At 56.2% G+C, this 13,090-nt stretch carries 13 protein-coding genes and 1 tRNA gene; 8 read left to right on the plus strand and 6 right to left on the minus strand.

Features of this window, described 5'->3' with window-relative positions:
• Positions 1-45: 45 nt before the first annotated feature.
• Both GC165_04800 and GC165_04805 read right to left on the minus strand, forming a co-directional pair.
• A complete protein-coding gene (locus GC165_04800) occupies positions 46-1,212 on the minus strand; it encodes a hypothetical protein (protein ID MBI1332182.1) in 1,167 nt (388 codons plus the stop codon).
• 98 nt (positions 1,213-1,310) lie between these two features.
• A complete protein-coding gene (locus GC165_04805) occupies positions 1,311-1,817 on the minus strand; it encodes a hypothetical protein (protein MBI1332183.1) in 507 nt (168 codons plus the stop codon).
• Positions 1,818-1,936: 119 nt separating this feature from the next.
• On the opposite strand from GC165_04805, the gene GC165_04810 reads away from it, so the two are divergent.
• The gene (locus tag GC165_04810) at positions 1,937-4,162 is read left to right on the plus strand and encodes a hypothetical protein (GenBank protein ID MBI1332184.1); all 2,226 of its coding nucleotides are present in this window, start codon (positions 1,937-1,939) and stop codon (positions 4,160-4,162) included.
• An 11-nt stretch (positions 4,163-4,173) separates the two neighbouring features.
• Here the strand turns inward: GC165_04810 and GC165_04815 are convergent, their stop codons facing one another.
• A complete protein-coding gene (locus tag GC165_04815; protein MBI1332185.1) occupies positions 4,174-5,157 on the minus strand; it encodes a sialate O-acetylesterase in 984 nt (327 codons plus the stop codon).
• 70 nt (positions 5,158-5,227) lie between these two features.
• On the opposite strand from GC165_04815, the gene GC165_04820 reads away from it, so the two are divergent.
• Positions 5,228-5,728, plus strand: a complete 501-nt coding sequence (locus tag GC165_04820; protein ID MBI1332186.1) for a hypothetical protein — start codon at positions 5,228-5,230, stop codon at positions 5,726-5,728.
• Positions 5,729-5,828: 100 nt separating this feature from the next.
• Positions 5,829-6,161, plus strand: a complete 333-nt coding sequence (locus GC165_04825; protein ID MBI1332187.1) for a hypothetical protein — start codon at positions 5,829-5,831, stop codon at positions 6,159-6,161.
• Positions 6,162-6,240: 79 nt separating this feature from the next.
• Here GC165_04825 and GC165_04830 read toward each other — a convergent pair whose 3' ends face one another.
• Positions 6,241-6,645, minus strand: coding sequence for a hypothetical protein (locus tag GC165_04830; protein MBI1332188.1), 405 nt, complete (start codon positions 6,643-6,645; stop codon positions 6,241-6,243).
• Between the two features lie 324 nt (positions 6,646-6,969).
• Between GC165_04830 and GC165_04835 the strand changes: the two genes are divergently transcribed.
• The 3 genes from GC165_04835 to GC165_04845 all read left to right on the plus strand — a co-directional run bounded on the left by GC165_04835 (position 6,970) and on the right by GC165_04845 (position 8,820).
• Positions 6,970-7,719, plus strand: coding sequence for a hypothetical protein (locus tag GC165_04835; protein MBI1332189.1), 750 nt, complete (start codon positions 6,970-6,972; stop codon positions 7,717-7,719).
• A 4-nt stretch (positions 7,720-7,723) separates the two neighbouring features.
• The gene (locus GC165_04840; protein ID MBI1332190.1) at positions 7,724-8,206 is read left to right on the plus strand and encodes a DUF4240 domain-containing protein; all 483 of its coding nucleotides are present in this window, start codon (positions 7,724-7,726) and stop codon (positions 8,204-8,206) included.
• Between the two features lie 107 nt (positions 8,207-8,313).
• Positions 8,314-8,820 (plus strand): hypothetical protein, encoded by a 507-nt coding sequence (locus GC165_04845; GenBank protein MBI1332191.1) that lies wholly within the window; start codon positions 8,314-8,316, stop codon positions 8,818-8,820.
• Between the two features lie 2 nt (positions 8,821-8,822).
• Here the strand turns inward: GC165_04845 and GC165_04850 are convergent, their stop codons facing one another.
• Together GC165_04850 and GC165_04855 are read right to left on the minus strand one after the other, a co-directional pair.
• Positions 8,823-9,926: a hypothetical protein gene (locus GC165_04850; GenBank protein MBI1332192.1), complete on the minus strand. Its 1,104-nt coding sequence runs from the start codon at positions 9,924-9,926 to the stop codon at positions 8,823-8,825.
• Between the two features lie 627 nt (positions 9,927-10,553).
• Positions 10,554-10,629, minus strand: a tRNA-Ala gene (locus GC165_04855).
• A 119-nt stretch (positions 10,630-10,748) separates the two neighbouring features.
• Between GC165_04855 and GC165_04860 the strand changes: the two genes are divergently transcribed.
• Both GC165_04860 and GC165_04865 read left to right on the plus strand, forming a co-directional pair.
• The gene (locus GC165_04860) at positions 10,749-11,420 is read left to right on the plus strand and encodes a response regulator (protein ID MBI1332193.1); all 672 of its coding nucleotides are present in this window, start codon (positions 10,749-10,751) and stop codon (positions 11,418-11,420) included.
• Positions 11,420-13,057: a HAMP domain-containing protein gene (locus GC165_04865; protein MBI1332194.1), complete on the plus strand. Its 1,638-nt coding sequence runs from the start codon at positions 11,420-11,422 to the stop codon at positions 13,055-13,057. Before GC165_04860 ends, GC165_04865 begins: the two co-directional genes overlap by 1 nt.
• The last annotated feature ends 33 nt before the right edge of the window (positions 13,058-13,090 follow it).

Below are 13,090 nucleotides of genomic sequence, written 5' to 3' on the forward strand. Positions count from 1 at the left end.
TTCGCCACCGAATTACTCTACAAAAGTACTTATCTACTCTACGGCCTAACGGGAAGCCGAGAACGGATTCTGAGCCTCGTCCTTCACTAAGGATTCGAACCGCGCCCGCAGAGCCTTGTCACCGGACTTCCGCATCGCCTCTCCCAGCACAACGCTCCTCGCCAGGCACACGAAACGGTAGCCGAGCACGGGCAGAGGTCGTTCCTCCTGCACCGTGATCCGAGCGTATTTTTCATACGCGACGCTCAGCCGATCCTCGCCATCGAGTTCAAGCCGACTCGAAAGTCCTTCCAGTGCCGCCTTTTGGGCCGGATTGGCCCACTTCAGCACGTCCGCGTACCGGGTTCGAAAGACGTCCGAGTCCGGCATTTGAGCCGTGGTTTTCAAAAGGACATCCGACGTACACACGGGCGTGTCGATCGAGTCGTCATTGATCAGCGACCAGCAGAACGCCTCGTTCATGCCCACCATCCCGTTGTGGTCGAAATCGGCCCCATCCACCTTGCGGTCAACACGGTCTCGCCCGGTCAGCGCGGCCAGGAAGTAGCTAGAGAAGTCCTTGTAATACTCTTCCTGCAGAGCGGGAGTACAGCCCGCGGCGGGCCGAGCCGAGATGCTGGCAAAGAAGCCGCAGACCCGGTTCTTGGCGAGTCCGAGCCCAGGGTTGGCGTCCTGATAGATGACATTCGCAAAGTCGCTGGAGTGGCACTGCACCATCAGGATCGTCACCGGCTTATCGCTTGCGTAATCCCGAATCGAGTCCACGAGGTCGGGCACGGCGAACCGCTGTTGCGACCACAGGTCGAACTCGCTGACTTTAAGATCGGGCGCGATGCTTCCATGACCCGTGAAGTAGATGAAGGCCGGAGCCTTGGGGTCACGACCCAAGGCCACGATCTCTTTTCGGACGTTCTCAAGGATGGCCGCGCCGTCCTGCCGAGGGATGTGAGGCTCACGATATTGGATGACCGAGCCGGGAACCGTGAACGGTCCGATCTTGGTCTCACCCACCGGCTTTTCGCCCCGAAACTGGACGGTCTTTGCGGTGAGCGTGCCATCGGCGAACAACACCCGGAAAGGATCGTTCGGATGGACGATTTTGCCCATGTAGCGAACGTTGCTCTCGATCGCCACCTGGTTGTACTGCGGCTCAGGGCCACCTCCGATTACGAGGGTCTGAAGCGCGGGCAGGAGAAGCAGGGCCGTTATCACCGTGGTTTGTCCTTATCTTAATGGAATTGCGGGCAAAGCGCGCAATTAATTTGGAGTACGCAGGATTTGGCCCTCAGTTCGCCGAAGAAGTCGCTCGACTAACCACCACTCGCAATTCGCAGTTGGGTCATCAGCATCTGAGCGCATCCATAGAGAGGACTATATCGGTGGGTGCCCTCTATTGCTGACTTCTCCGGGGCGTCCAGGAAACGGAGGCCATCGAATCCCATCAAGTAAAAGCGCACCGTGCCAGTGGGCGGGTATGCCGTATCTTGGGCTGGAGTTGCCTCGTCGCAGAATTCGTTCGCTTTGCGAGTGAGTTCGAGCGCGGCTTTGCGAGCGCCTTCGTGTTGGCATCCGCCGATGATTCCAAACTGAGAAGACGTATAGAGACTCCCGTCGGCAGTAGCCGAACCAAAGATCGACACCTCGATGCCGGACATCGGCATGTCGGCAATGACTCCGGCGACCTTAGGAAATTCGTCGCTTGGCTCGAATCCCATTTCTCGGGGTGAGCCCTCCAGCATCTTCCTTCTTAGAAGCTGACCTTCCGACGTTTGCGGTTCGTCGCCTTTCTTTCCGAATATCCGTCCAAGTAATCCCATTGCCGACCTTATTTATCAGACGTAAGCGAAAGCCGATTCGGCGGAAAAGTCGCTGCGAGAAAGTGAGTGAACCTTGGAGGCTTCGAAAACATCTCATATGATAAGAATGGTTGGGAAAAATGAAGCTCACATTTTTACTCGTGGTGACTAGTTTTGGACCTGGATGTCAACAGCCTCCTACACCTTTCGAGACCCAAGGCGCCGGTATTCAGACGCCAATTCCGGTTGCGAATGACTGGAAGGCGCCGACCAAGTCCACGATTCCCGCCAACTATCTAACCGCCACAAAATCGCTCTTGGGCAACGGATTAGCCGACCCTCGCGGCGGAAAGTTCCACAAGGTCTTGGTCATGCTTGGCAACGCGACCGGCTGGGGAAAGCAGTCGCTTTACGAGAAGCAGGGATACGGATGGATCATGCCCGACCACCAGGTCGTGCTCATCGACGGCCTCAAGTATCCGCTCAAATCGGACCTCGGCGAGGCAAACCCGGCCGACCTGTTCCCGCCCAGCAAGACGAAGGTTTTCGGCAACTTTACGACTGATGGAATTGAAATTCAGCGAGCCACGATTGCCATGCCCGCTCTCTTGCTGGTGCGTGGCGAAAATGCCCTTGCCGAACAATGTTGGGACCAAGTCGGCGCCCATCAACTCGACCCCGTTCTCAACTTCTACGCCGAGCTAACCTACCGCTACTATATGCAGACCGCCCAGTGCCTCATCGAGCGCCGAGACGCGGATGCCCTCCCGTGGGCTAAACAGCTCGCCCTGGTTTCTGAACTTCGCGAGAAAGCTGGTGTCAATTATGGCAAGGACAACATCGGCTGGCGATTCGACCCCAACGAAGCCAGCCAAATCCTGCGCGACATTGCCCGTCGCGTGGCCCATCCAAAGCCCCCATTCGACCTTCAGGCGAATGCAAAATTGGACCAACCAGCTCGAATCGCTGGTCTGATCGATGCTCTCGATGAAGTCTCGGCCAAACAATGGGGACAGCCAGGGGGAATCAATTGGTCGATAGATCCGATCATCAAAGCCATCACCCAGGAAGGTTCGGCGGCAGTGCCTGCCCTCCTCGATGCAATGGAAAACGATGACCGCATGACAAGGTCCGTATCCTTCGGACGAGATTTCTTTCCCAGTCGCACTCTCCACACGGTGCGAACCGCCGCCTACCAATGCCTCATGATGGTTTGGCCGTCCAGCTCGACCTTAAGAAACGACGACCCCAAAGATCGCGTGGCAAAACTGCGAGCCTTGTGGAAGACCTCGGCCAACCTTTCTGAACCGGAGCGGTGGCTCAACGTGTTGCGAGACGACCAAGCAAGCCGGGAGTCTTGGCTTCGGGCGGCTCAATGCATCACCGATCCTCTTCACGTTATTCGACAGGGGCAAGGCGGCATGTCGGTTTTGCCCAACAAGAGCGAGGTCATGCACGGCGAACCTCTGCGAGAGCGTTACGGCAAGGAAATCACCGCGTTGATGAACAAGAGAATTGAGGCGCTGACCAAGGTGGCCGAATTTTCAAGCTCCATGCAACTCTTTGAATTCGCCGACGGGCTTTCGATCGCTCATTGCCTCTATCGATGGGACAAGGAAGGTGCCATTCCATCTCTCAAAGCGGCAACAGACCGAACTATTAGGATGATGAAGGAGTGGAAGCAAAAGCACAACGATGCCGGGCAAATGATCGCACGGCCCTTCGGAAAGCTCATCGCGGATCGGTCAAATTCTGGGGATAAGACGGCGGGGCAAGATTACGCGGAAGCGGTGCAACTCTTCACCTTTGAATCCTTTGAGGCCAAGTACGTTCTTTCACCCTTGTGGAGATGCCCAACCGATGCCACCGTGCAGGCGGCAGGGGCAATCTACTTGGAGAGGATCGCTTCCGAGACAAGTGACAATGCCAAGCCTCGACGGTTTACCGGCATCTTTCCCATCGATGACCTCCTTCAGTCGCCTATGCTGATTTCTCCCGAGTTCCGCAAGTTTCTTGTTCAGTCGATGGATTCGACTAGGGAGATCGGCAAGTTCTCGGTTCGCGACGATCCCAATCAGGGCCAGTTTGTTATCTCATACGGCAATAACGGAGGAGGTTCGATGGCCTTGCCCAAATCAGTATCCGTTGCGGGCTACCTTGTCAAAGACCAACCCCTGACCGCAGGCGGACTCATTACCCAGACAATTGCTTCTTCGAAAGGCGCTCCACCGTTCCTGCTGTCATGGCCGGGCCCAAAGCGATCCGAAGCAAAGCGGCAAGTCATCGCTTGGCTAGAAGACTCAGAAGTCGATTGGGTGGCAGTGGCGAAGGCCAATCCGTTTAGCAACATGGATTTTGATTACTAGTCTTCCCGCTACTACCGAATTCCCAGCAATTTCTTGGTCGCCTGTCCCATCGCCTTGCCGATCAGGAAGTAGGTTTCCGCATTGGTATTCCAGTGGTAGCCCTGCGAGGTCGGCGACTCCTCGACCGGCCTCCAAAAGGCCTTCGTCGGCACAAAGGCCACGTTCCCTTTGAACTCGGGCAGGTCGGCTACGTCGGCCTGAGCCTTCATCAAGGCGAGGGCGCGCGGGTTCTTTTCTTCCGGCCCCGTCATGCCCGTTTCAGCAATGACGAACGGCAACTTCGGCGCGCCGAGGTCCTTGCGAATATCGCGGATGAAGCAGGCCATATTGCTCCCGTACTCGGCATTGAATTTTTCGTTGATGCGGTCGTTCCAGCCCTGATGCCACTCGAATCCGGACAGCACATAGCGCCCATCGCTCCCCGGCACCAAGTCCTTCACGTGGGCCAGCGCGTTCTTTACCAAATCCACCGTGTCTCGGTAGTACTTGCCCAGCATATCTGGGTTCTCGGCGAGCGCCGCATCGCCTTTTTCGCCCAGTGAGTACGGTAGTTTGCCCGCGCTGGGTGGACGAAAGTCGACCGCCAAGCTTTTGCCGCCCCAAGCACACTTGATCAGCAAAACCGGCTCTTTGAACGTGTCGCCCATGACCTGTCCAAAGCCAAGTTCCGGTCCCATCATGTCCTTTTGCGCGCCATAGCCAACCGTCAGCGGACCACTTCGGTCCAGGTCGGTGATGAAGACGTCGTCGCGACTTCGCCAATTCCCTTTGCCATCGACCAACTCGGAAAACTCCTTCGCCGTGGCCGGATTCTTGGCCAGATACTCCAGCGAACCTTTGCCGTCGTTGCGCTTGGGGTCGGCGGGCACGAAGCCGTGACCCTCCATGTTCGACTGTCCGGCCAGGATAAATACTCGCACCGGACCGGGCTTGCCGTTCGCAAAAGCGACGGTTGCGACGAAGGCCAACAACGAGGACCAGGCGACTTTATTCATTGGCCTATTCTAACCGGATCGCCAGTCCGTTGCCCATCGCTGGGCACGGCATGTTAGACTGGAGCAATTCATGAAATCCTCTGCAATCCTTCTTTCAGGCGCCCTCGCCCTCTTCAGCAGTTCGGCCTTCGCCGACCTCAAGTCCGACTGGCAGAAGATGCTGGACAAGTACGTAAAGCTGAATCTTGCGCGGGACGTGAAGGGCCTAGACGCCTTTATCCTCGATCACTTTGCCTCGGATTTCAAGTTCACCGGCAAGTCGGGCAAATCGCTGAACCGCCAGCAGTGGATCGACCAGACGCACGATGAGATGAAGATGACCGGCCAGGTGACCAAGGTCGTCTTCCATATCGACAGCGTGAAGATGATGGGCAAGGACAAGGCCCTCTGCAAGACCTCGATTGTGTTCGAGGGAACTGTCCAAATGGACCCGAAAGCCAAACCCGCCACGATGAAAGCGACGTCCAAGGCCGATCAGATCATGGTAAAGAAGGCGGGCAAGTGGTGGATTCAGTCGATGACAAACACCGAGGAAGGCATGACGATCAACGGCAAGCCGTTTAAGGGCTAGAGCGCCAGCATTTTTGGCGTATTCCAGAGTGAGTGTCCGGGAAACTCCAAACAAGATGCTCCACTCAGGAAACGCCAAACTGAGACTTTACCGAATCATCTTGCTGTTTGCCTTCGCAGCGAGTGTCGTCGCGTGGTACGCCAAACCCACATCCTTTAGGGATGAGCTGAACAATGCGCATATCCGTCTCAAACCTATTCCCGAAATGAAAGGCACTTACGAAATCTCGGAGGCACAAAGAGCCAAGATCGAAGAAATCCTTGAGAAAATGCATTTTGAAGTGCACAGTTGGACGGGATTCGATGTGGTCACGTATCGCTATCAACGCACCACCCGTATTCTCTACTTTTGGAAGCGGACACAGGAAGTCGATCTATTTTGGCCGCAAAAATACGTCTGCTTTCACCCAGATCCTTACGGAAATTTCCCGTAATCTTTGCTCCTAACCAGCCACTTGAGCGAGCGAGACTATCTTGTTGGACATCAAGGGGCCTGCTTAGTTGCTAGCCATTCTACATATACCGAGAGGCTTCAGGGATGTTCTCCAAAAACCATTTGAATGCAGGCTCAAACTTTGCAGTTTGAGGAGGGAGAATCACGCGAACGTCGTTGTTCATAACCAGTTGGAACGAAAAAGGATTCTGCATATATCCTCGGATTCCGGCAATTTCAGATTGTTCAAGAACGTATGCGCGCCCCGAGTGCCGCACATAGACTAAACCATTGTTTATGCCAATATAGTCGTCTTTTAGGATGCCCTTTGAATACCAATAACTCCAGAGCACGACATGTGTTAGGCCAAAAAAGATGAAACCAGCTACGACGGATCCGTTAGACTTATTCATCCAAACAATGCCAGCAATCCCAAAAGAATAGATTAGTGAATAGACGATATACCAGGGCACAACCTTAGACATGCAGAAGACCTCGAAGGTATCAGAATCTACCGATTTTCCGCCCAGAGAAGTCAAAAGCATTCTTCACCTGTTGCCCCGAACCATGTGCCTAATGATAGCTCAAAGGGATGTCGATGGAGTCAAGCCGTATTTAGCAGGAGGAACGGACATCAAATCCTTTGGATCCGGCACGGCCAGCATATCCGGCGACGAATTCATGTGAGGTGAAGGAATTACGGTTTCCCGATGTACTGCGCAAAGCCGCACCGGCAATTTTGCCAGGATGACTTAAAAGTGCATCCCTGATATAGTGCCAGCAAGGAAATCCCTTCGAGAGGTCAATCCATGCTAAGACGAAACATAGCAATTGGCATTTTGATCGGCGGGGCCACGAGCGTCGCATTTGGTCAGAATGGAACAAGCTCCATTATCTCAAACTTTAACGGCACGTCGATCGCGGCTGGCAACACTATTTGGTTCAACTCGGTGCTAAAGCTGTCGGGCAGCTACTCTTCGCCGGTGACCGTCTATCTGCGCAATGCAAGCGTGAGCTTCGGCTCGACGACCGTCGACATCCCAGATGCCGACATCACTTTTCTGCCGACCGGTACCACCGGAACTATTTCTTTCGGGGCAAATAAGTGGACCGAAACCGTTTCCAATCCCCTGTCGGGCAACAAGTTCCTCAGCGGTGCAGGCTACGTCGTCCCTTCGGGCGGCATCAGCGGCGGTCAGAACCCTGTGACGTGGTCGGCACAGTTCTTATCGGAATCGGATGTCGACCTGCAGTGGCAGTGGGCCGCCGCCGTCTATACGAGTTTCAGCACGGACTTGGGCTCACTGGATGTCAAACCCGTCGACGCAAATAGCGTGACGCCCTGGATGAACTCCGACCACGCGGGCACTCCCGAATCTTTCAAAAGTTCGGTCATCGGCGGCGCGCGAGGCGGCGGTGGATCGAACTTTACCGGCTCCTATTCCGGCACGGCGTCGGTTCATGCTGGCCCTGTACCTGAACCACTATCCTTTGTCGCGCTGACGCTGGGCATCGCTCCGCTGGTGAGACGCAAGAGAGCGAAGCGAAACTGCTGTTGATCGTATAATCTGCGATGTGACCACCGCTTTTTGGAACACGATTCAGCAGTCGTCGGGCGACCCTGACAAATTGAAGGTTTTGCTGGAGGCGCAGTCCGATGAGGAAGTTGTCGCCTTCGGCAAAGCGTTCTATCACGAGCTTATCCAGCTCAATCGATGGGAGATTTGGGGCGCCGGCTACGTGATGGCTGGGGGCATGAGCGATGACGGCTTCCACTACTTCCGTTCGTGGATCATTGGCAAAGGGAAAGAGGCTTTCGAAACGGCGCTCTCCACACCCGATGAGCTAGGCAAATTCGCTTCTGCCAACGACGATTTTGAGAACGAATTACTTGAGTACGTCGCGGTCGATGTCCTCGAGGCCCGAGGCATCGGCGACCCTCGCGACGACAGCATGGGCTTTGCCGACGATCAGCCCACGGGGTCGGAATGGAGCGAAGACGACGTTTACGATCGGTATCCCAAACTCGCGGCTCAGTTCGGATAGCAACTCACTTTCTGCTTCGTCTTGTGAACTCCTCCTAAGTGTAGAAAAGCATGCCCCTCCCTACTCCGGGGCCAGCCGAACCAGGATCATGGACTATCCTGAAATCAATGGAAGGTCAACACATCGACGAGTGGTGCGAACTGCGCGATGAGACCACCGACCACCTCCGGTCGCGCGGTCATGTCCTGCAACCGAAGCATCAGCCCAAGCTCCAACTACTGGTCATGCCTTCCTTCGATGATTGGTGGTGCATCGATCTCCTCGAAATGGGCGGCGTGCTGTCCGCCTACCTCACCACGTGGTATGCCACAAAGGACCACGAGGCATTTCGCAACGGTATCGAGCGACTTCGGCATCCCCGACCCTACGTCGTCACGCTTGAGTCGAAACGATTGGATCGAACCCACGAAGAGGTTCGCAAGATACTAGAGGTGTTCTCGTCCCTTGAGTTGCCTTTGGATTGGAAAAGTGACTCCGTCCACCTCGACGGGACTCCCATCGAGCTTCGAGTCGGCGACCAGCCCGTATTGAGCTGGAACCGCGAGACGCCAGGTGAATGGCAGACAGAGCTTCGAACCGGAATCTTAGCACTTTATGCCTGGAGCAAAGCTTAAACTCACTTCAGCGAGAGGGGCGTCGGAACGCTGACTCCCTTGGAAAACGGAAACGATCCTCGGTCGCCTTTGCCCCAGGCCCAAAGCGAGCCGTCTTGCTTAATCGCATACGAATGGTTTCCCACCGCGAAGATTGCCCGAACACCCGAGATCTTCGGTGTCATGACATTGGTCTGGAACGTGCCGCTGACACCTCCGCCGAGCTGCCCCCAGTCGGTGTTTCCCCATCCTCGTAGCGATCCGTCTTTCATGAGAGCCAAGGTGTGGCGACCTTCGATGCCGGACGATACCGCGACGGCGTTCTTGATTCCGGGCACTTGCACTGGAACCAGTTGAATCTTGTTATTGAGGCCCCCGGTGACCGGTGCGGGTGACCGATCGCCATTGCCGAATTGGCCCTGGAAGTTTGAGCCCCACACCCAGACGGTGCCGTCTCGCTTGACAGCCGTCGAGACTCCGCCACTGGCCGCTATACTGACCACTCCCGAGAGCGAAGCGACCTTGCCGGGTTTGTCGGGTTGCTCCATGCGCCCCAACGAACCGTACATCGCTTCCCCGAAGGTCCAGACCGACCCGGCGCTGTCCAATGCCATGGTGTGGGTATCGCCAATGGAGAGCTCCTTGATGCCAGTCAAGCCCTCGATCTCGGCTGGCTTTGTACGGTCGAGACCCCGACCCCATCCAAAGACTTTTCCATCGTTGCGAATCGCGGCGACAGTCATCCCGCCTGCCGCGATCTTCACGATGCCGTTAAGCTCCGGGACGACGACCGGACTTTCTGACTTTGCGACATTTGTTCCCAGCAGTCCGCTTATGTTCGTGCCCCACGCGGCAACCGTTCCGTCGCTCAGCAGGGCAAACGAAGCTCCGTCCGCCGCTGCAATGTCGATCGCCTTCTTGGGCAGGCCAATCGCGACTGGAGCTTCGGCGAGAAAGCTTCCCTTCTTCACCAATTCGATAGGACCAATTTCGCCTCGGCCGTACATTCCCCATGCCGAGACGGCGCCATCGGCGAAAAGGGCTAATACGTGTTTGTTGCCGACGATTTTGATGGGACGATGTCCAGCTTGGGTAGCCGCACAAAGCGCGAGGTAAAGAAAAGGCATGGCGATAGATTTACCACGATCGGACTTCGTTAGCTAGACGGTCCCAGCCGCAAACTTTCTTGGTCGGGACAAGCCTTCGTTCCATGTGTAGCCTGCATACCCGACAATCTGCAACGCTACACAGGAACCCGAGGCAGCGAATTGACTTTGAAATCGCACCACCGTGCGTCTTGTACAGCCGATTGTATCGCCAAACATGAATCGGACAAAAGCGGGAACGTCGACTACGCACCCATTCTCAGGGCAAAGGGCTAGGGTTCGCTTCGCTAGGGCGAGTTAAAATAAGACTGAAGACCGAAAGCTGAAGCCCTGAAGCCAATAAATCTTGGGGGGCCAACCTCCGCAGAAGCTTCGGCGGGCAAGCAAGGGTCTCGATTCGCTTCGCTCATTTCCCTTCGGCGGGACGTCGCAAGCTCCGGATTCTAAACCCCACAAGAGTTCTCATCCATCCTCTTGTAGTTTGGTGGAGGCAAGGGGATACCGCTTCATTTGGACCTCCGCAGGGTTCAATCCTAACTGGCGCGGCGCTTCGCGAACGAACCCGAGAGGGCGACTCACACCCATTGCTACATCGAAAAATGAACAAGGGGCCACAAACGCTCCGCTGTGGCCCCTTGTTCATTTTCTTGGTGGAGGCAAGGGGATTCGAACCCCTGACCCTCTGCTTGCAAAGCAGATGCTCTCCCAGCTGAGCTATGCCCCCAAGTTGGAACAAGAATTGTACCTCAGAAATCTTCGGCCACCAACCCAATCTTCATCAGCCCGAAATGCCGCCCGGCCTCAAACAATTTTCAAATAATCGGGCCGTATACTGGCGGTATCGTGCGCGTACTGTTGGTCGAAGACGACGAAGTGATCTCTGAACGCCTGAAGCGAGCCCTGGAAAAGGAAGGCTACAACGCCGACCTCGCCCACGACGGGCAAGCCGGCCTCGAACTTGCCAAAATGGGCGAGTACAGCGTCATCATCCTCGACATCATGATGCCCAAGCGCGACGGATGGTCGGTGTGCCAAGCCCTCCGCGACGCCAAAAATACGACCCCTATCCTTATGCTCACGGCCAAAGACGCCATCGAGGATCGCGTCAAAGGGCTCGATCTCGGCGCCGACGACTATCTCGTCAAACCCTTCTCGCTGAAAGAATTTCTCGCCCGCATCCGCGCCCTCACTCGCCGAAATAAGATCGAAAAATCGTCGGTAATCCATCTTGGCGACCTTGAAATCGATGCCAACGCCAAGACGGTTGCCCGTAACGGCACACCGCTCAAGCTGACCAAGCGCGAATTCACCCTCCTTGAAGCCCTCGCCCGCAATCGCCGCCGAATCCTCTCGCGAGAATTCATCATCGAGCAGGTGTGGAACGACGACGAAAGCGTCTCGAACACGGTTAACTTCCACGTCACCTCGCTTCGCAAGAAGATCGACGAAGGGCGGGAGCGGAGCCTGATCGAGACCGTACACGGCTTCGGATACCGCATCGCGGAGGACGTTTAGTGTCGCTTAAGCTCCGGCTGACCTTGTTCAACACCTTCTTCGTGCTCCTCACCTTGGGGCTCGGATTCACCTTTCTCGTGCTCCAGACTCGTCGAGTATTCCTCGACTCGATCGACCACGAACTGATGAACAGGGCCAATCGGATTCAAAACAATCCCCAAATCCGAAACCTCGATCACATCCCCACTCCCGCCGAGATGAACTTGATGGCTCAACCGGCTCCCCCGGGGCAAGAGGCAAACCCGCCGCAGGGCAACGGTAGCGATCCCAACGGCGCTAACCCCGACGGCGGCAACCCGATGGGTGGCGATCCTCAGAATCCACAAGCGAACGGCCCGCAAGGCCAGGTACGACCGGGACTACGCGGCCCGAACGGTCAACTGGGGCGAGGTCAAGAGCGGCGAGGTCCTTTCCCGGGACCAGAGTTCGCTGGTCCGCCAAACGACGATATCGCCCGGCCGATCCAACTTCGCCTTGATGGAACGCCATTCGATAGCCGAGAGCGTCAGGCGCTGGATCCCGAACCTCTGCACAACCTCAATATGCGCCGCCCGGTGCTGTCCAGCGCGTCGGTCGAGGGCATCCCGACCCGAGTCATCACCGTTCCTCTGATTGGCCGCGACAAGCTTCTTGCCTTCGCCCAGTACGGCCATGATCTCCATGATTTTGACCGTCTCAAGGAAACCCAACTCGCAACCCTCTTCCTCCTCCTGCCGTTCGCGCTGGCGGTTTCTGCTGGCGTCGGCTGGTTCCTAGCCGGAACCGCGGTCAAACCGATCCACGAAGTCGCCCAGGCTTCCGAAAAGATTTCGGGAAGCGATATGTCCACCCGTTTGACCGTGAAAGGTCAAGATGAGATTGGACGGCTCAGCCTGGCGTTCAATTCGATGGTCGATCGCCTTCAGCTTTCGTTCGAAGAGCGACAAAAACTCTTCGACGAACTCAAAGCCGCCTTGGAGCAACAGAAGCAGTTCGTAGGCGATGCCTCGCACGAGCTCCGCACGCCGTTGGCGCGGCTTCGCATCACCACCAGCAGCGCCCTCGAGCAGGAGTCCAGCCCCGCCGAGATGCGTGAGGCGCTGGAGATCGCCGACCAAGAGACGGTCCACATGTCCAGCTTGGTCGACCAACTACTCACCCTCGCCCGCCTAGACGCGGGACGAAGTCCAAGCCTCTATCCCTTAAGCCTTTCCGAAGTCGCTCGTGAGGCGGCGGCGAAGTTCCCAGCCGACCAGCCAAACTCGGTGTCGCTCACTCTCACACCCGAAGCCACGATTCAAGGCGATCACGATGGGCTCGTCCGTGCGGCGGTCAACCTTATTGAGAATGCCCGCCGTTACTCGCCCGACAAGCAGATCTCCGTTTCGACCCAAATATCCGATAGCGAAGTCGCCCTGACGGTTCGCGACTATGGAAGCGGCATCGCCGCCGAACATATTCCCCACCTGACCGAGCGGTTTTACCGCGTGGACGATGCACGCAACCGAAAGATGGGCGGCACTGGCCTCGGTTTGGCGATCGTCAAGTCTATCGTCGAAGCCAATAAAGGGCGATTTGTGATCCAAAGCAAGGTCGGTGAAGGCACCGCCGTTCAACTCATTTTCCCAAAAATTTCGGCGACTTCCGAAGCCAAATGAAATCCAAATAAGCCGCGCGTAAATTAACCAATG

It is taken from the genome of Armatimonadota bacterium, assembly GCA_016125185.1.
Taxonomy (GTDB): domain Bacteria; phylum Armatimonadota; class Fimbriimonadia; order Fimbriimonadales; family Fimbriimonadaceae; genus Fimbriimonas.

What these genes read in the sequence shown, in the direction of transcription:
- GC165_04805 (MBI1332183.1), bottom strand. Translation starts at nt 1,817, where the DNA reads ATGGGATTACTTGGACGGATATTCGGAAAGAAAGGCGACGAACCGCAA.
- GC165_04810 (MBI1332184.1), top strand. Translation starts at nt 1,937, where the DNA reads ATGAAGCTCACATTTTTACTCGTGGTGACTAGTTTTGGACCTGGATGT.
- GC165_04815 (MBI1332185.1), bottom strand. Translation starts at nt 5,157, where the DNA reads ATGAATAAAGTCGCCTGGTCCTCGTTGTTGGCCTTCGTCGCAACCGTC.
- GC165_04820 (MBI1332186.1), top strand. Translation starts at nt 5,228, where the DNA reads ATGAAATCCTCTGCAATCCTTCTTTCAGGCGCCCTCGCCCTCTTCAGC.
- GC165_04830 (MBI1332188.1), bottom strand. Translation starts at nt 6,645, where the DNA reads ATGTCTAAGGTTGTGCCCTGGTATATCGTCTATTCACTAATCTATTCT.
- GC165_04835 (MBI1332189.1), top strand. Translation starts at nt 6,970, where the DNA reads ATGCTAAGACGAAACATAGCAATTGGCATTTTGATCGGCGGGGCCACG.
- GC165_04845 (MBI1332191.1), top strand. Translation starts at nt 8,314, where the DNA reads ATGGAAGGTCAACACATCGACGAGTGGTGCGAACTGCGCGATGAGACC.
- GC165_04850 (MBI1332192.1), bottom strand. Translation starts at nt 9,926, where the DNA reads ATGCCTTTTCTTTACCTCGCGCTTTGTGCGGCTACCCAAGCTGGACAT.